We start from the raw sequence: 17,926 nt of genomic DNA, 5'->3' as shown, positions 1-17,926 counted from the left end.
CGGGGTGTACCGCACACCGCGCTCCCGGTACTGAGCCGTAAACTTGTCTTCCGTGACCCACGACGACACCCTCCCCGCGGACGACCTCAACGAACAGATGCGCTTCCGGCTGCAGAAGCGGGCAGCCCTGCTCGACGCCGGGATGGAGCCCTACCCGGTCAAGCCGGCTCGGACGCATTCCCTCGCCGAAGTGAGGGAGCAGTTCGCCGACCTCGGAACGGGGGAGTCAAGCGGGCGGCAGGTCTCGGTCGTCGGGCGCGTCGTCTTCATCCGCAACTCGGGCAAGCTGTGCTTCGGGACCCTGCAGGAGGGGAACGGCACGAGGCTGCAGGTCATGCTGAGCCTGGCCGAGATCGGCGCGGACAGTCTTGCCGACTGGAAGTCCCTGGTCGACCTGGGCGACCACGTGCAGGTGCACGGCGAGGTCATCAGCTCCCGGCGCGGTGAGCTGTCCGTCATGGCGGACAGCTGGTCCATGGCGTCGAAGGCGTTGCGGCCGCTCCCGACCCTCCATGTCGGAGTCAACGAGGAGACCCGCGTACGCCAGCGCTATGTCGACCTGATGGTCCGTGAGGAGGCCCGCCAGATGGTGCGGACGAGGGCCGCCATCACGCGCACCCTCCGCGAGACGCTCAACCAGCGCGACTACATCGAGGTGGAGACGCCCATCCTCCAGCTCGTCCACGGCGGGGCGACGGCCCGTCCGTTCGAGACACACCTCAACGCGTTCGACCAGAAGATGACCCTCCGGATCGCCCTCGAGCTATACCTGAAGCGCGCTGTCGTCGGCGGGATCGATCGCGTCTACGAGATCGGCCGGATCTTCCGCAACGAGGGAGTCGACTCGACGCACAGCCCCGAATTCACGATGCTCGAGTGCTACGAGGCCTACGCGGACCAGTTCGTCATGGCGGACCGGATGAAGGAGATGATCCTGGCCTGCGCCGACATGCTCGGGTCGCGCACCATCGAGACCGCCAAGGGCACCATCGACCTCGACGGCGAATGGGCCTGGCTCGGCGTCTACCCCGGGCTCTCCGCTGCCGTAGGGCAGGACGTCACTCCGGACACCGCCCTCGAGGAACTGCAGTCCATCGCGGAGCGCCATGAGGTGTCGCTCCATCCGGAGTGGGGCGCCGAGAAGGTGGTGCTCGAACTCTTCTCGGAGATCGTGGAACCCACGCTGATCCAACCGACCTTCGTCTACGACTATCCGCCGTCGGCCCAGCCACTCGCTCGTCCGCACCGCGAGGATCCCCGCCTGATCGAGGCGTGGGACCTCATCATCGGAGGCATGGAACGCGGCACTGCTTTCTCCGAGCTCATCGATCCGGTCATCCAGCGCGAACGATTGACGGAGCAGTCACGCCAGGCTGCCGCCGGAGACGACGAGGCAATGCAGCTGGACGAGGATTTCCTCAGGGCGCTCGAGTACGGGGCACCACCGATGGGTGGTATCGGGCTCGGAATCGACAGGCTCGTCATGCTTTTCACCAACGTCGGAATTCGCGAGTCGATCCTGTTCCCCATCCTCAAGCCCGAAACGGGTCAGTAGCATGGAATATGTAGCGGTCCTCCTACCCTCAGCCTGCTTGGCAGTCCTTTTCTACTTCGTGATCAGGGCCATATTCAATGCCGACCGCGCGGAGCGCGAAGCCATGGCTCGCGCCGAGGAGACGCGGAACGCCGAGGATGCACGCAACCAGGAATCGGGCCGGGAAAAGAATGGTGAAGACGATATCGATCCGACTTAGGAATACGCGCTTTGACCTCCATTGAATAGTGCCGCATACTCGATCAGGGGGCATTATTATCGCGGAACTAATAGGAGACCATTGTGGCGCAGACGGTAAAGATCATTTTGATTGACGACCTCGACGGCGAGGAAGCCGACGAAACCGTGCGCTTCGGTCTTGATGGCGTGCAATACGAGATCGACCTGTCGGAGGCGCACGCCTCGGAACTGCGCGAAGCCCTCGCACCCTACGTCGGAGCGGCCCGCCGGAGCAGCCAGCCCAAGCAGCAGCGTTCGAGCCAGCCGGCTCCCTCCCGCAACCAGGAAGCAGCACAGATCCGCGAGTGGGCCAAGGAGAACGGCTACAACGTCTCCTCCCGCGGCCGGGTCAACAGCGAGATCGTCGAGGCGTACCGCGCCGCCCAGCGCTGACACCCCCACCTGACGCCTGAGGGGAAGCCCTCGGGCGTTATCTCGCCTGTGGCGAACACGCACCCAAAGCGAACCCCGTGCCCGTAGCATCGAAATACGCGTTAGCTAGGAGTGTGTGTCTGATGTTTGAGAGATTTACAGATCGTGCCCGTCGAGTTGTCGTGTTGGCCCAGGAAGAGGCCCGCATGCTCAACCACAATTACATCGGCACCGAGCACATCCTGCTTGGCCTCATCCACGAGGGCGAGGGTGTTGCCGCCAAGGCTCTCGAGTCGCTCAGCATCTCGTTGGGTGCCGTGAGGGAGCAGGTCCAGGAGATCATCGGTCAGGGCCAGCAGGCTCCTTCCGGTCACATCCCCTTCACCCCCCGGGCCAAGAAGGTACTGGAGCTGTCCCTGCGGGAAGCCCTCCAGCTCGGCCACAACTACATCGGTACCGAGCACATCCTGCTCGGTCTCATCCGTGAGGGTGAGGGTGTCGCCGCGCAGGTCCTGGTGAAGCTCGGCGCAGACCTCAACCGCGTGCGCCAGCAGGTCATCCAGCTGCTGTCCGGGTACCAGGGCAAGGAGCCGGCCACCACAGGTGGCCAGCAGCAGGAGGGAACTCCCGCCGGCTCCGTCGTACTGGACCAGTTCGGCCGCAACCTGACCCAGGCTGCACGTGAGTCCAAGCTCGACCCCGTGATCGGGCGCGAGTCGGAGATGGAACGCGTCATGCAGGTCCTCTCCCGCCGCACCAAGAACAATCCCGTCCTGATCGGCGAGCCCGGGGTCGGCAAGACCGCCGTCGTCGAGGGCCTCGCCCAGGCGATCGTGCGGGGCGACGTGCCGGAGACCATCAAGGACAAGCAGCTGTACACGCTGGACCTCGGGTCCCTCGTGGCCGGTTCGCGCTACCGCGGTGACTTCGAGGAGCGACTGAAGAAGGTCCTCAAGGAGATCCGCACGCGCGGCGACATCATCCTGTTCATCGACGAGATCCACACCCTCGTCGGCGCGGGTGCCGCCGAGGGTGCCATCGACGCCGCGTCGATCCTGAAGCCCATGCTCGCGCGTGGCGAGCTCCAGACCATCGGCGCCACGACGTTGGACGAGTACCGCAAGCACATCGAGAAGGACGCAGCGCTCGAGCGCCGCTTCCAGCCCATCCAGGTCGCGGAGCCGTCCGTGGCGCACGCGATCGAGATCCTCAAGGGCCTGCGGGACCGCTACGAGGCCCACCACCGCGTGTCGATCACCGACGGCGCCCTGACGAGCGCCGCGACGCTGGCGGACCGCTACATCTCGGACCGTTTCCTGCCGGACAAGGCGATCGACCTCGTCGACGAAGCGGGAGCGCGACTGCGCATCCGCCGCATGACCGCCCCACCGGAGCTCAAGGAGATCGACGACCGGATCGCCGACGTCAAGCGCGAGAAGGAGTCGGCTATCGACTCCCAGGACTTCGAGGGTGCTGCTGCGCTGCGCGACAAGGAGCAGAAGCTCCACGACGAGCGCAGCGACAAGGAGCGCCGCTGGAAGTCGGGCGGTCTGGACGACATCGCCGAGGTGGATGAGGAACTCATCGCCGAGGTGCTCGCGAACTCCACCGGTATCCCCGTGTTCAAGCTGACCGAGGCCGAGTCCTCGCGACTGCTCAACATGGAGGCCGAGCTGCACAAGCGGGTCATCGGGCAGAACGAGGCGATCAAGGCCATCTCGCAGGCCATCCGCCGCACCCGTGCAGGCCTCAAGGACCCGAAGCGTCCCGGTGGCTCCTTCATCTTCGCCGGCCCCACGGGTGTCGGTAAGACAGAGCTCGCCAAGGCACTCGCGGAGTTCCTCTTCGGTGAAGAGGACGCCCTCATCACGCTGGACATGTCGGAGTACTCCGAGAAGCACACCGTCTCGCGGCTCTTCGGTGCCCCTCCGGGCTACGTGGGTTACGAGGAGGGTGGCCAGCTGACCGAGAAGGTCCGCCGCAAGCCGTTCTCGGTGGTGCTGTTCGACGAGGTGGAGAAGGCTCACGCCGATCTCTTCAACTCGCTGCTGCAGATCCTCGAGGACGGACGCCTCACGGACAGCCAGGGCCGCATGGTGGACTTCAAGAACACGGTGATCATCATGACCACCAACCTCGGTACGCGCGACATCTCGAAGGGTGTCATGACGGGCTTCCAGTCCGGCTCCGACACGACGACGAGCTACAACAGGATGAAGGCGAAGGTCCAGGAGGAGCTCAAGCAGCACTTCCGGCCGGAGTTCCTCAACCGCGTCGACGACACCGTGGTGTTCCCGCAGCTCATCCAGGACGAGATCGTCCAGATCGTGGACCTGTTCCTCGAGCGCCTGAGCCGCCGGATGGCGGACAAGGGCATGACGATCGAGCTCACCCCGGCTGCGAAGGTCCTCCTCGCAACCCGCGGATACGATCCGGCGATGGGTGCCCGGCCTCTGCGCCGCACCATCCAGCGCGAGATCGAGGATCAACTCTCCGAAAAGATCCTCTTCGGGGAGATCAAGGCGGGCGAGCGGATCGACATCGACGTAGAGGGCGAGGGCGTCGACGCACGCTTCACCTTCATCGGTCACGGTGCGCCCAAGGAACTCGAGGACGCTCCGGCAGCGCTCGAGGCCACCGTCCCCGAGTAGGACCGGCTGCCCGGTCCGGCTGCTCCACGGAACCCGCCCTGCCAGCCAGGGCGGGTTCTCCGTTTAACGAGTACTCGTGGTGCCGACAATCCGGTGCCTCCAGCAACCAGATTCATCCCTGAGGGGAATGCCGTGACGCAAGCTCCAGGCGGTGATAGGGATGGTCCATGACCACACCCTTCTCGTCGTTGGATGAATTCGTCGCACTACCGCGCCTCAGCGGGCTCGTGCTGAACAGGGAAGGTACGCGTCTCGTCACGTCCGTGGCCACCCTGAACCCCAAGAAGACCGCCTATCAGACGGCCCTGTGGGAGGTGGACCCCACGGGGGAGAAGCCCGCGCGGCGGCTGACCCGCAGTTCCGACGGCGAGTCCGGCGCAGCGTTCCTCTCGAGCGGTGACCTGCTGTTCACCTCCGCGCGACCGGATCCCGACGACCCAGAAGGCGAGAAACGCCCTTCGCTCTGGCGCCTCCCGGCGACGGGTGGTGAAGCGTCGCTGCTCCTGGCGAGGGAAGGAGGCGTCGCCGGAGTGACGACGGCGCACGCAACGGACGTCGTCGTCGTGACCGGAAGTTCGCTCGCCGGATCGGCGAACGAGGAGGACGACGCCGAGCGCCGCAAGACCCGCAAGGAGTCGGGTGTGACCGCTATCCTGCACTCCGGCTATCCTGTCCGCTTCTGGGACGCCGATCTCGGCCCGGACGAACCGCGGTACTTCGCTCTGCAGGGCATCGACGACGACGGCGGACGGTCTCTCGACGACCTCATCCCGTCCGCCCGCGGTGGGCTGCGCGAAGCCCACCCGGTGCTGAGCCCCGACGGATCCGCGCTTTTCACGTCCCTGACCGTTCCGGAGGAGCGCGGTTCGCAGCGGACCGTCCTCGTCCGGGTCGACCTCGGGACGAAAGAGCTCGCCGTCCTGCTCGACGACCGGGAGAACGACTACGAGCCGGGACCCGTCAGCCCGGACGGGCGGTACCTCGTGGTGGTCAAGGACCGCCGCACCACTGCCGAGCTCGCACCGCGGACGAGCCTGCTGCTGCTTCCCCTGGACGGGGGCGCTCCGACGCCGCTGGCCGAGGAGTGGGATCGATGGCCGTCCCCGCTCGCCTGGCTACCCGACGGCTCGGGCCTCGTGGTCACGGCGGACGACGACGGCGGAGCACCCGTCTTCGTGATCGACGTCGCCACGGGCGCCGTCCGCCGAGTGACGGAGGACGCCGCGGCCTACTCGGACGTCCAGGTGTCCCCGGACGGCACGATGGCCTATGCCCTTCGCAGTTCCTACCTGTTCCCGGCAGAGGCCGTGCGCATCGATCTTGCCTCCGGTGCCACCGAGCGGTTGCTCAACCCGGCGGAGCGGCCGGCGTTGCCGGGGTCACTCGGGCGGGTCGAATCGGTCGGCGAGGACGGTCAGCCGGTGAGCTCGTGGCTCGTGCTGCCCGACGGCGCGTCTGCCGAATCGCCCGTACCGGCGCTGCTGTGGATCCACGGGGGCCCGATCGGGTCGTGGAATGCCTGGACGTGGCGTTGGTCGCCGTGGATCATGGCGGCACGCGGGTACGCCGTCCTGCTGCCCGATCCAGCGCTGTCCACGGGGTACGGCCAGCACATGGTCGACCGCGGGTGGGGTCAGTGGGGCCGCGCCCCGTACACCGACCTGATGGCCGCGACGGACGGTCTGGTGGCGAGGAGTGACATCGACGGGTCGCGTATCGCAGCGATGGGTGGCAGCTTCGGCGGTTACATGGCCAATTGGATCGCCGGACACACGGACCGCTTCGCAGCGATCGTCACCCATGCAAGCCTGTGGTCGCTCGATCAGTTCGGGCCGACGACGGATGTCGCCTACTACTGGGAGCGGGAGATGACGCCCGAGGCCAGGGACGAGAATTCTCCACACAGGTTCGTGGCCGATATCAGCACACCGATGCTCGTCATCCACGGCGACAAGGACTATCGGGTCCCGATCGGGGAGGGCCTCCGGCTCTGGTACGAGCTGTTGTCCATGTCCCGGTTGCCTGCGGACAACGCGGGCAGTACGCCCCACCGTTTCCTCTACTTCCCGGACGAGAACCACTGGATCCTCAAGCCCCAGCACGCAAAGATCTGGTACGGGGTCGTCGAGGCATTCCTGGCGTCCAATGTCCTGGGGGAGGAGCGGGACCTCCCGACCGAGCTGGGCCTGTAGGAGCGGGGCAGCGCGCGCGCTCAGTAGAGTTGGGTGGATGACCCTGTCCTTCACGATCCGGCCGGCCCGCACCACCGATGTTCCCGCTATCAAGGCTCTCGTCGAGCCGCTCGCCCAGGAGCGCATCCTGATGGCGAAGGAGACGGTGGCCTACTATGAGGGACTGCCCGAGTTCCGGATCGCAGAGTCCGACGGCGGCGAGGTGCTGGGCTGCGGAGCGCTTCACGTCATGTGGGAGGACCTCGCCGAGGTCCGCACACTGGCGACCTCTCCTGCCGCGCGCGGTCGGGGAGTCGGCCACGCCCTCGTCGAGGAACTGCTGGAGCAGGCACGGGCCTTCGGCGTGAACCGCGTCTTCTGCCTGACGTTCGAGGTCGACTTCTTCCGGCGCCACGGCTTCGAGGTGATGGCGGACCAGTCAGCCGTCGATCCCCGGATCTACTCCGAGCTGCTCCGCTCGCACGACGAAGGCATCGCGGAGTTCCTCGACCTGGCGCGGGTCAAGCCGAACACCCTCGGCAACACGCGGATGATCCGCCAGCTGTGAGCGGTGCGGCAGGGCAGGGCTGGCTTTCCGCAGCTCGGCGGGGATAAGGTAAGACTGCTTAGCATTCCTGTGGGAGTGCCGGCACGCCACCGGAACCGGTGGCCGTACACCGAGCTGAAGGAGGTCCGACTATGGGACTGGATGACAAGATCGGGAACAAGGGCGAGAACCTGAGCGGCAAGCTCAAGGAAGGCCTCGGCAAGGCGACCGGCGACGAGGGCATGGAGGCCGAGGGCCACAAGGACCAGGCCAGCTCGAACGTCAAGGACGCGGCCGAGAACGTCAAGGACGCATTCAAGCAGGGTCGCTGACCCAGCCCGGCCGCACGGACAAGCGTGCGCGCCGGCCTTCTGAGGGAGGGCGCCCGATACCGGGCCCCTTCCTCAGGCGTTTAACGGGCTTCGGACAGGCCGGCCCGAGGTGACGGGGCGGCACCCGGATGGCCCTGTGCCGCTATAGGCAGGGGCAGGAACGGGCGGTAACGTTTCCAGTGGCCGGGGTGGTCCATGGAAGGCGGGCTGCAGGCTGTCGTAGTGTTCGTTCACAGCCAAGGAGCAGCCGTCATGAAAAAGCTCATCAATGATCCCAGAGCCGTGGTCGACGAGTCCGTCGAAGGATTCGGTCTGGCCCACGCCGACCTCGTGACCGTGCATCCGGACCCCCTCTTCATCACCCGCAAGGACGCGCCGGTTCAGGGCAAGGTGGGGCTCGTCTCCGGTGGCGGCAGCGGCCATGAGCCGCTCCACGCGGGCTTCGTGGGTCGCGGGATGCTCGACGCGGCTGTCCCGGGAGCTGTCTTCACCTCCCCCACTCCCGGTCAGATCATCCCTGCCACGGCTGCGGTCGACGGTGGTGCCGGTGTCCTGCACATCGTCAAGAACTACACCGGTGACGTCCTGAACTTCGAGACGGCGGCCGAGATGGCCGAGGCCGACGGCGTCTCCGTGCGCTCCGTGCTCGTGAACGACGACGTCGCCGTGGAGGATTCGCTGTACACCGCCGGCCGGCGAGGCGTGGGTGGAACAGTCTTCGTTGAACGGATCGCGGGGGCCGCCGCGGAACGCGGTGACGACCTCGATGGCGTCACCGCGGTGGCGCAGCGTGTCGTGGACAGCGTCCGCTCCATGGGTGTCGCCCTGGCCGCCTGCACGGTCCCGCATGCCGGGGTGCCGAGTTTCGAGCTCGCTGAGGACGAGATCGAGATCGGTATCGGCATCCACGGGGAGCCGGGGCGGCACCGCATCGCGATGGAGGACGCCGACGGCATCACGCAGCGACTTCTCGACCCCATCGTCGCGGACCTCCGGCTGACAGCGGGAGACCGCACGCTCGTGCTGGTCAACGGCATGGGCGGAACACCCGCGAGCGAGCTGTACATCGTGTTCCGGAAGGTCGCTCAGCTGCTCGATGGACTCGGTGTGACGATCGAGCGATCCCTCGTCGGGAACTACATCACCGCGCTCGAGATGCAGGGTGCGTCGCTGACCATCCTGCGGGTCGACGACGAGATGCTCGAACTCTGGGACAGCCCCGTCAACACCGCAGCGCTGCGCTGGGGGGCATGAGGATGACGACGGACCTCGACGCTCAGTGGGCTGTCCGGTGGGTGCGGGAGACGGCCCGCGTCGTCGCCGAGAACCGCGCACTGCTGATCGACCTCGACCGCGCCATCGGCGATGCCGACCACGGCGAGAACCTCGACCGCGGGTTCAGCGCGGTCGTCGCCAAGCTCGATTCCGCTGATGTGCCGTCCACCCCGGCGGCCGTCCTCAAGCAGGTCGCGATGACCCTGATGTCGACGGTGGGTGGTGCTGCCGGTCCGCTGTACGGCACTGCTTTCCTGCGCGCGGCGACCTCCGTCGGTGATGCCGACACGATCGACGCGGAGGCTGCCGCCGCGATGATCAGGGCTGCACGCGACGGCATCGTCGCGCGAGGGAAGGCGGAGGTAGGAGACAAGACGATGGTCGACGCCTGGACGCCTGCCTCGGAATCTGCAGAGACCGCCGCCCAGGCAGGAGCGAGCGCCCCGGACGTCCTCGCCGCAGCCGCCAACGCCGCCCATGCGGGTGCTGTGGCGACGGAACCCCTGATCGCACGCAAGGGCCGGGCGAGCTACCTCGGTGAGCGCAGCGCGGGCCACCAGGACCCCGGCGCCGTGTCGACAGCCCTGATCCTGCAGGCTGCTGCGGACGCCGCTGGTGGGGCGGTGGCATGAGCGTCGGGCTGGTCATCGTCTCGCACAGCGAGAAGATCGCGGAGGGCGTCGTCGAACTGGCAGCCCAGATGGCGCCCGACGTCGTCATCGTCGCGGCCGGGGGAGCGGACGACGGCGAGGGCCGCCCCGCTCGCATCGGTACGAGCTTCGACCGCGTGCAGGCCGCGATCGAGCGCGCCTCGAGTGGTGACGGGGTGGTGATCCTGACCGATCTCGGGTCGGCCGTCATGACCGCTGAGATGGTGCTCGAATTCCTGGAGCCGAAAGCACGCGCGTCCGTCCGGCTGGCACAGGCGGCCCTCGTGGAGGGTGCGGTCGCGGCGGCCGTGCAGGCACAGGGCAGCTCCCCACTCGATGAGGTGCTCCGGGCGGCGGAGGGCGCCGTCGTCTCCATCCGGCCCGAGGAGCTCGAACCATTCGTCAGCCATGCTGCGGCCGCTCCTGGACAGGGCGACGCCGACGAAGCGCCGTCATCGGCAGGAGGGCCGACGGCCAGGGGGTCGTGGGTACTGCCGAACCAGATGGGCCTGCACGCCCGGCCTGCTGCCGCTTTGGCCACCGGGCTCGCGGAGCTCGATGCCGAGGTGACGGTGAACGGCGTCGACGGCAAGTCGGTGATGCTCCTCATGAGCCTCGGTCTCGGTCAGGGCCGGACGGTCACCGCCGAGGCCAGTGGCCCCGATGCGCAGGCCGCCGTGGATTTCATCGGTGAGGCCGTCGAATCGGGCTTCGGCGAGCCGGACTGACGGCTGGGCCGTGCCTGGCAACCGGTCGGGAGGCAGGGGCCTCCGAGCACCGGGGCCTTCCCATCAGGGCAGCACGGATTGCTCCGTCAGTGGCTCCTAGCCGGGCAGGCAGATCCCGGCCGGCGTCTCCTCAGCGAGCCCGTCGGTCAGGAGCCCGGCGAGCGCACGTTCGAGCTGCTCGCCGGGAGCATGTAGACCGTGCAGTCGCGTGAGGGCGTCCGGGCGGCCCGCCGCGCCGGTTCTACTCGCTACGGTATCGATGACCACGTCCACCGGACCCTGCATCAGGAGGGGGCGTGGCACAGGGCCGACGGCGTCCCTCAGCACGGCGACGATCGCGCCGCGCACCTGTCGGTCGGTCCCGGCCCACGCCTGCCCCTTGGGCACGTACTCCGGAGCCGGGCGCCCAGTTGCAATCCAGGCGCACGCGTCCACCACGGGACATACGTCGCACAGGGGAGCGCGGGCCGTGCAGACGACCGCTCCGAGCTCCATCACCCCGGCATTCCAACGGACGGACCCGGCGTCGTCGTCCGGCAGGAGCGTCACCGCCCGCTTCATCTCGGCAGCCGTCAGCGCCGGAGCAGGAAGCGCACTGCCCCCGACGAGACGGGCATGGACGCGCCGGATGTTGGTGTCCACGACGGTCTCGCGCTTCCCGAAAGCGAAAGCGGCCACTGCGGCTGCGGTATACGTGCCGACCCCCGGCAGGGACAGGAGTTCGTCGTACGTGGCAGGCACCACGCCGCCGTGATCCGAGACGATCGCACTCGCAGCGGCGTGGAGGCGGAGGGCCCGGCGGGGGTACCCGAGCCGGCCCCAGTGCCGGACGGCGGCTCCCGACGGTTCTGCCGCCAGGTGCGCGGGAGAGGGCCAGCGTTCGAGCCACTCACGCCACACCGGCAGGACACGCACGACCGGGGTCTGCTGCAGCATGACCTCGCTGACGAGGATGCCCCATGGCGAGCACGATGGTTCGCGCCAGGGCAGATCGCGGGCAGCCGCGGCGAACCAGTCGCCGATCCGACGGTGGAGGTCCTCCAGCGAGTGTGCAGCGCCACCGGCAGCGCCGTCGGCGCGCGCGGAACCCTCGGCGGTTCCGGGGTCGATGCTCATGGTTGCTCCTGTGTCCTTGTCGTGAATACTGTATCCACCGGCGTGGTGCCGGAAGGAATGCGAGGAGCGCTCCCTAGCCTTGATGGATGACATCTAGTGGTGATCACCGGACGGGCAGGCGGTCCAGCGGCGGGCGGAGATCGAGCCCCGCCGTGTACCGTCGGCGCAGGCTTGCGGTGATCATCCTGGCGCTCCTCGTGGTGTCGGCGATCGCCGTCGGTGGCGCGGCGCTGGCGGGGATGCTCGGTCGCGGCTCGGATGCCCTGGCCGGCGGAAGCACCACGTCGGAGGCGACGCCGTCACCAGCGGGCGACCCTGCGGCGACCGCCAGCACTGACCCGGGCAGTGCCGTCCCGTCCGAGTCCGCCCCGGCAAGTGCAGGTCCCAGTGCAGACCCCAGTGCCGTGCCCTCACCCAGCGCCACCACGCCGGAGCCCTCGGCCGTGCCGGACGCCGATCCGGATGCCTGTGAGTCCGCGTCCGTCGTCGTCGTGGCCGAGACGGACAAACAGGCCTATGGGCCGGGCGAGAAACCCTCACTGTCGCTCGTCGTCCGCAACGACGGCGAGGCGCCCTGCACGGTCAACGTCGGTACCTCCCAGATGGAGTTCGTCCTGACGAGGGACGACGAGCGGGTCTTTTCATCCATCGACTGTCAACAGGCTTCCCAGGATCTCGAGCGCACCATCGCTCCCGGTGGGAGGGAGCGCGCGACGTTCGAATGGTCCCGCAAGCGCACCGTCCCGGGATGCACCGTCGTGGCCGACGAACCGGGATCCGGGACCTACTCCCTGATCACGAGGCTCGGCGCAAGGAGCAGCGAACCGGTGCAGTTCACACTGCAGTAGGTCCTCGGGTTCATTCCCGGGGCGGGGTGACGGATCGATTCCAGGACCGCCTCGAGTCCGGGTCCTGATGGCGGGCCGGCGGTGGCACCCGCTACATGAAACGGTCGAGGAGGCTCGTCTCGGCGATCCTGGAGAGTCCTTCCCGGACGGTACGTGCACGCTGCTCGCCGATGCCATCGACCGCCATGAGATCCTCGATGTTCGCGGCCATGAGGTTCTGCAGGCCGTCGAAATGGTCGACCAGACGGTTCGCGACAGCCGGAGGCACGGCCTTGATGCCCGAGAGCAGACGGTAGCCCTTCGGTTGGATGACCGCCTCCAGCGAGTCGACCGACGGGTTGAACCCCAGGACGCTCGCGATGGTCCCGAGATCGATCAGGTCTGCCGAGCTGAAACCCTGCAGTGTAGCGACGCGCTCCTCGACCGGCGCCGTGCTGGAGCCGAGGTCCATGTAGTCGCGCAGCACCATCTCGCTGCCCGGGCCCAGGCCCGTGGTCAACTCCTCGACCTGAAGGGACAGCAGGCGACCGTCGACGCCCAGTTCCAGCACGTACTGAGAGATCTCCTCCGAGATCCTGCGCACCATCTCCTGGCGCTGCAGGGTGACGGCGACGTCACGGATGGTGACCATCGCCTCGATCTCGAGCGCCGACAACGAGTTCGTGACCTGGTCGAGCCTGGCGCGGTAGCGCTCGAGGGTGGCGAGGGCCTGATTGGCACGGGCGAGAACGGGTTCGGACCCCTCGAGGACGTGGCGCAGTCCGTCGATATACAGGGCGATGATCTGCATCGACTGGCTGACGCTGATCACGGGCAGGCCGGTCTGTTTCGCCACGCGCTCGGCGGTGCGGTGGCGCGTGCCGGATTCCTGCGTCTCGATGGTGTGGTCGGGTACGAGCTGGACGGCGGCGCGAAGGATGCGGCTCGCGTCCTTGTCGCACACGATGGCACCGTCCATCTTCGCGAGTTCGCGGAGGCGTGTCGGTGAGAACTCGATGCCGATGTCGAAGCCGCCCGAGCAGATCGAGTCGACGGTCCGGTCGAAGCCGAGGACGATAAGCGCGCCCGTACGGCCCCTCAGGATTCGCTCCAGACCATCGCGCAGCTGCGTCCCCGGGGCTACTCTGGCGAGGGTGGCTTTGAGCGAGTCCTCGGGACTGCGGACCATGGGCCTATCCTTTCACCGCCTGCGCTGTTGAAGGCCCGGCGCAGTCGGGCGGCCGCCGTCGAGACTCGGACGGCGAGCGATGGCTGACGGTGTCCCGCTCAGCCGAACATAATACTACTGGCGCGCACGGAAACCGCCTTACCGCCCGTTGTCGCAGATTTGTAACACTCCGGCACGGCCCGCCGCGCCTCGAAGGACAGTCAGACCCAGCTGCACGCGGCTGGTCCACCTGCTGTTCCGCGGACAACCGCTACCGGTCCCACCGGTACGCCTAGAACAGGAGAGCCAGTGCTTCCGCGAGCGTCGACACCTCGCGCACCGAGAAGCCCTTCGGCACCGGACCCGTCCCCCCTGGGGATGCGGGAACGATCGCATGGGTGAACCCGAGCCGCTCCGCCTCCTGAATACGCCTGCCGATGCCGGGGACGGGACGCACCTCGCCGGCGAGACCCACCTCGCCGAATGCGATGAGCCGGGCGGGCAGGGGGTGGTCGGTCTTCGCCGAGGCGATCGCCAGGGCGACGGCGAGATCCGTCGCCGGCTCGGTGAGTCGCACGCCGCCGACCGTCGCCACGTAGCTGTCGTCCTTGTGCAGGCTCACGGAAGCACGGCTCTGCAGGACGGCGAGCAACATGGCGACACGCGAGCTGTCGAGCCCGCTCGTCGCCCGCCGAGGTTGCGCATTGGGGGATTCCGCGAGCAGCGCCTGTACTTCGGCGAGCAGGGGGCGGCGACCCTCGAGCGTGACGGTGATGCACGTGCCGGACACCGGGTCCTTGGTACGCGACACGAAGAGTCCGCTGGGGTCGGCCAGGCCCTCGATACCGCCATCGGTGAGGTCGAAGCACCCCACCTCGTCGGTCGGACCGTATCTGTTCTTGACGGCACGCAGCAGCCGCAGGCGCGAGTGGCGCTCGCCCTCGAACTGGCAGACGACGTCCACGAGGTGTTCGAGGAGCCTCGGACCGGCGATGGAGCCGTCCTTCGTCACGTGCCCCACGAGCAGCGTCGTCATGCCGCGTGCCTTCGCCGCCCCGATGATGGACGCCGCGACTTCCCGCACCTGCGTGACCCCACCTGCGCTGCCGTCCACCGCCGCGCTGCTGAGGGTCTGGACGGAGTCCACGATGAGCAGGGACGGATCGATCTTCTCCACCTGGCCGAGTGCCTGGCCGAGGTCCGTCTCGGCGCTGAGGAAGAGGGAGTCCGCGACGGCATCGATCCTGTCCGCCCTCAGCTTGACCTGCGCTGCGGACTCCTCACCCGTGACGTACAGGACGTCCTTGCCGAGCCGCGCCACCCGCGCAGCGACGTCGAGGAGGAGGGTGGATTTCCCGACGCCGGGCTCCCCGGCCAGCAGGATCACCGCCCCCGGTACCAACCCTCCGCCCAGCACGCGGTCGAGCTCGTCGATCCTGGTGGGCTGGAAGCCGGATAGTGTGGCGTCGACCTCGGCGATCCGCCGTGCAGGAGTCGTCACCGCCGTGGCAGCCGTGGTGCGCGCGACCACCTGGCCCGTCTCCTCGACGGTTCCCCAGGCCTGGCACTCACCACAGCGGCCCACCCATTTCGCCGTCGTCCAGCCGCACTCGGCGCAGCGGTAGCTCGGGGTGTTGCTGCGTCCCGCACGCGCTGCGGGAGATGTCTTCGTGGCCATGCTCCTCAGGCTACCGGCGGGCACCGACAAGCCAGGCTCGAGGCTCGATAAGTGTGTGCGGGTTCAGAGGCGGGGCAGGTAGTCGGCCGCATCTTCGTGCGAGAGACCCGTCGCTTCGAGCAGATCCACGACCAGCGGACGGAGGAGCAGCACAAGGCCTTCGCCCTCGAGTCGGCTGATGTGCAGTGTCTCCGGATGGAGATCGGTGGCCACCGCGGCGAGCTCGTTCCGGGCCTGGCGCAGATTGAGGCGGCGCTCCGCGGAGTCCCGCGCGGACAGGGCCCGGCTGAGGAGGTCCACGGCGTCGGCGGTGTCCTCGAGCGACTGACCGAGGCTCTCGATCGCTTCGTCGGTCAGGGCCGCGTGGTTGATCGCGGAGGTGAGGCGCCGTGAGAACACGCGGCTGTTGCGGATGGCCAGGTCGATCGATTCGACGGCAGACCGAAGGGATCCGAGCTCGTCCCTGTGGCGGCGATAGGCGGGGGAGATACGCGCGACCTCCTGGGCCGCGCGCATGCTCCCGGTCAGGCTGTCCAGCTGGGACTGGCAGTTCCGTGCGCGGACCAGGGCGTGCCAGGCCAGGGTGGAATCACTGTCCCGCAGCGCGGCCGCGCTTTCCCGGAGGACCGCGGACAGTTCGGACAGCAGTCCGCGGACGTTCGTCTTGGGTTCACGCCGCGGATCCCTTGGCAGCAGCATCGTGATGACGAGGGCGAACAGGCCGCCCACGATCGCGTCGACACTGCGTGTGAAGGGACCACCCTCCGGCGCTGGAAGCAACACCACGAGCAGTGACTGGAGGCCGAGCTGCGTGGTGAAGATGGTGCCACTGTCCAGGAAGCGGGCCAGCAGGATCGAGATGAATAGCACGACGGCGGCCTGCCAGAGCCCGGTCCCGAAGAAGGTGAGCAGGAGGTCACCCACCGAGATGCCGAGCGTGCACCCGATCGCGACCTCGAGCACGCGGCGCAGGCGCGGATCACGCGAGAACCCCAGGGAGATCATCGACGACGTCGCCGCGAACAGCGGGCCGTTGTGACCGAGCACCTCCTCCGCGAAGGCGTAGGCACCTACGGCGCACAGCGTCATCTGCAGAGCGGTGACGACGGAATTGGAACTGCGTTTGAAGCCGATGCGGGAGCGCTTGCGCAAAAAGGCGAGGGCTGCTGAGACTCCCTGGCGCGGCGGCATGAACCAAGTCTAGAAGGTGCGGGCGGGGGAGACCTTGGTCTCATCCGCCAGTGCGAATCGGCCGCACCGGCCAATAGACCTGTTCTGTTCACCTTCCGTTCATGTCGGCTGGTCAGTCTCTTTACCTGCAGTGCCTAGCTTCAAGGATGTACAAGAACGCGTACATCTCTACCGAGTGCCACTCGTGCACCGATGAACACATCCCTGGAAGGGGCAAAATCTAGTGAAGGCTCTTCGCTTTGGCCGCGCTGCGGCAGTTATCTCCGTAGCCGCGCTGGCGCTGACCGCTTGTGGTTCCGACAACGCCACCGGCGAGCCCGCCGCAACCGGAGGCGCGTCCTCCGCCGCGGGCACCGCCGTGACCGGAACCCTGACCGGCATCGGTGCCTCCTCGCAGAATTCTGCGATGGAAGCCTGGAAGACCGGTTTCGAGTCCGCCAACGAGGGTGCCATGGTGCAGTACTCACCGGACGGCTCCGGCGCAGGCCGCAAGGCCTTCCTGAGCGGCGGCGCCCAGTTCGCCGGTTCGGACGCCTACCTGAAGGACGAAGAGATGACCCAGGCGCAGGAAGTCTGCGGACCTGACGGCGCTCTGAACATCCCCGCCTACATCTCCCCGATCGCCGTGGCATACAACCTCGAAGGCGTCGAGTCCCTGAACCTCGATGCCTCGACCATCGCGAAGATCTTCAAGAAGGAGATCGCCACCTGGAACGACCCCGCGATCGCGGCCCAGAACGAGGGCGTCGAGCTGCCTGACACCCCGATCACCGTCGTGCACCGCTCCGACGAGTCCGGTACCACGGAGAACTTCGTGGACTACCTCGCCGCTGCCGCTCCCGAGGACTGGACCTACGAGGTCGAGGGCGCATGGCCCGCCGACCTGCAGTCCGAGAACGCCAAGGGCACCTCTGGTGTCGTCCAGACCGTCACCGCGACCGACGGCGCCATCACCTACGCCGACGCCTCGGCGGTCGGCGATCTCGGCACCGTGAAGGTCAAGGTCGGCGAGGAGTACACCGAGATCAGCTCCGACGCGGCGGCCAAGGCCGTCGAGGTCGCAACGCCGGTCGAAGGCCGCGCCGAGCTGGACATGTCCCTTGAGCTCGAGCGTGACACCGCGGAGTCCGGCGCCTACCCCGTCGTCCTCGTCAGCTACCACGTCTACTGCACCTCCTACGACAGCCAGGAGACGGTCGACCTCGTGAAGGCCTTCGGTTCCTACGTCATCAGCGAGGACGGCCAGGCCGAAGCCGAGGCATCGGCCGGCAACGCGCCGCTGTCGGAGACCCTGCGCGAGAAGGCGCAGACCGCCATCGACTCCATCAAGGTTGCTTCCTAGCGAAGGCTCTCCGGTCCCGTCTGGTCTAATGGAGACCGGACGGGACCGTCCGCCGTTTACGGCTGCAATCGGCAGTGACCTTGTATTCCGGCCCGGCTCGCCCG

At 67.6% G+C, this 17,926-nt stretch carries 16 protein-coding genes; 12 read left to right on the top strand and 4 right to left on the bottom strand.

Features of this window, described 5'->3' with window-relative positions; genetic code table 11:
- Positions 1–97 precede the first annotated feature (97 nt).
- From lysS to dhaM, 10 genes are all read left to right on the top strand, one after another.
- The gene (gene lysS / locus FDK12_RS04355; protein ID WP_104116785.1) at positions 98–1,555 is read left to right on the top strand and encodes a lysine--tRNA ligase; all 1,458 of its coding nucleotides are present in this window, start codon (positions 98–100) and stop codon (positions 1,553–1,555) included.
- A 37-nt stretch (positions 1,556–1,592) separates the two neighbouring features.
- Positions 1,593–1,754 carry a hypothetical protein gene (locus FDK12_RS04350; RefSeq protein ID WP_317616710.1) on the top strand — a complete coding sequence of 54 codons (162 nt, stop codon included), beginning with the start codon at positions 1,593–1,595 and terminating at the stop codon, positions 1,752–1,754.
- Positions 1,755–1,837: 83 nt separating this feature from the next.
- Positions 1,838–2,167, top strand: coding sequence for a histone-like nucleoid-structuring protein Lsr2 (locus FDK12_RS04345; RefSeq protein ID WP_104116645.1), 330 nt, complete (start codon positions 1,838–1,840; stop codon positions 2,165–2,167).
- Between the two features lie 122 nt (positions 2,168–2,289).
- A complete protein-coding gene (locus FDK12_RS04340; RefSeq protein ID WP_137368422.1) occupies positions 2,290–4,797 on the top strand; it encodes an ATP-dependent Clp protease ATP-binding subunit in 2,508 nt (835 codons plus the stop codon).
- A 167-nt stretch (positions 4,798–4,964) separates the two neighbouring features.
- Entirely contained in the window at positions 4,965–6,989 is a 2,025-nt protein-coding gene (locus FDK12_RS04335) for a S9 family peptidase (protein ID WP_137368421.1), read from the top strand.
- Between the two features lie 37 nt (positions 6,990–7,026).
- Complete coding sequence (locus tag FDK12_RS04330; protein WP_137368420.1) at positions 7,027–7,536, top strand: amino-acid N-acetyltransferase; 510 nt, start codon at positions 7,027–7,029, stop codon at positions 7,534–7,536.
- Positions 7,537–7,667: 131 nt separating this feature from the next.
- Complete coding sequence (locus tag FDK12_RS04325; RefSeq protein ID WP_137368419.1) at positions 7,668–7,847, top strand: CsbD family protein; 180 nt, start codon at positions 7,668–7,670, stop codon at positions 7,845–7,847.
- Between the two features lie 252 nt (positions 7,848–8,099).
- A complete protein-coding gene (gene dhaK, locus FDK12_RS04320) occupies positions 8,100–9,101 on the top strand; it encodes a dihydroxyacetone kinase subunit DhaK (protein WP_137368418.1) in 1,002 nt (333 codons plus the stop codon).
- A 2-nt stretch (positions 9,102–9,103) separates the two neighbouring features.
- Complete coding sequence (gene dhaL / locus FDK12_RS04315; RefSeq protein ID WP_137368786.1) at positions 9,104–9,754, top strand: dihydroxyacetone kinase subunit DhaL; 651 nt, start codon at positions 9,104–9,106, stop codon at positions 9,752–9,754.
- Positions 9,751–10,500 carry a dihydroxyacetone kinase phosphoryl donor subunit DhaM gene (gene dhaM / locus FDK12_RS04310; protein ID WP_137368417.1) on the top strand — a complete coding sequence of 250 codons (750 nt, stop codon included), beginning with the start codon at positions 9,751–9,753 and terminating at the stop codon, positions 10,498–10,500. The genes dhaL and dhaM overlap by 4 nt, the downstream gene beginning before the upstream one ends.
- A gap of 96 nt (positions 10,501–10,596) precedes the next feature.
- Here dhaM and FDK12_RS04305 read toward each other — a convergent pair whose 3' ends face one another.
- Positions 10,597–11,616: an A/G-specific adenine glycosylase gene (locus FDK12_RS04305; RefSeq protein ID WP_137368416.1), complete on the bottom strand. Its 1,020-nt coding sequence runs from the start codon at positions 11,614–11,616 to the stop codon at positions 10,597–10,599.
- 86 nt (positions 11,617–11,702) lie between these two features.
- Here FDK12_RS04305 and FDK12_RS04300 point away from each other — a divergent pair, with 86 nt between their 5' ends.
- Positions 11,703–12,464 (top strand): hypothetical protein, encoded by a 762-nt coding sequence (locus tag FDK12_RS04300; protein ID WP_137368415.1) that lies wholly within the window; start codon positions 11,703–11,705, stop codon positions 12,462–12,464.
- Between the two features lie 91 nt (positions 12,465–12,555).
- Here FDK12_RS04300 and disA read toward each other — a convergent pair whose 3' ends face one another.
- From disA to FDK12_RS04285, 3 genes are all read right to left on the bottom strand, one after another.
- Positions 12,556–13,632 (bottom strand): DNA integrity scanning diadenylate cyclase DisA, encoded by a 1,077-nt coding sequence (gene disA, locus FDK12_RS04295; RefSeq protein ID WP_104116654.1) that lies wholly within the window; start codon positions 13,630–13,632, stop codon positions 12,556–12,558.
- 271 nt (positions 13,633–13,903) lie between these two features.
- Positions 13,904–15,289 carry a DNA repair protein RadA gene (gene radA, locus FDK12_RS04290; protein ID WP_104116655.1) on the bottom strand — a complete coding sequence of 462 codons (1,386 nt, stop codon included), beginning with the start codon at positions 15,287–15,289 and terminating at the stop codon, positions 13,904–13,906.
- 63 nt (positions 15,290–15,352) lie between these two features.
- Positions 15,353–16,480 carry an FUSC family protein gene (locus FDK12_RS04285; protein ID WP_137368414.1) on the bottom strand — a complete coding sequence of 376 codons (1,128 nt, stop codon included), beginning with the start codon at positions 16,478–16,480 and terminating at the stop codon, positions 15,353–15,355.
- Positions 16,481–16,703: 223 nt separating this feature from the next.
- Here FDK12_RS04285 and pstS point away from each other — a divergent pair, with 223 nt between their 5' ends.
- Positions 16,704–17,822: a phosphate ABC transporter substrate-binding protein PstS gene (pstS, locus tag FDK12_RS04280; protein ID WP_137368413.1), complete on the top strand. Its 1,119-nt coding sequence runs from the start codon at positions 16,704–16,706 to the stop codon at positions 17,820–17,822.
- Positions 17,823–17,926: the final 104 nt, after the last annotated feature.

It is taken from the genome of Arthrobacter sp. NamB2, from assembly GCF_005281365.1.
Classification (GTDB): Bacteria; Actinomycetota; Actinomycetes; order Actinomycetales; family Micrococcaceae; genus Arthrobacter_D.
The sequence above is the reverse complement of the archived record's forward strand: the minus strand, read 5'-3'. Positions and strand labels throughout refer to the sequence as shown.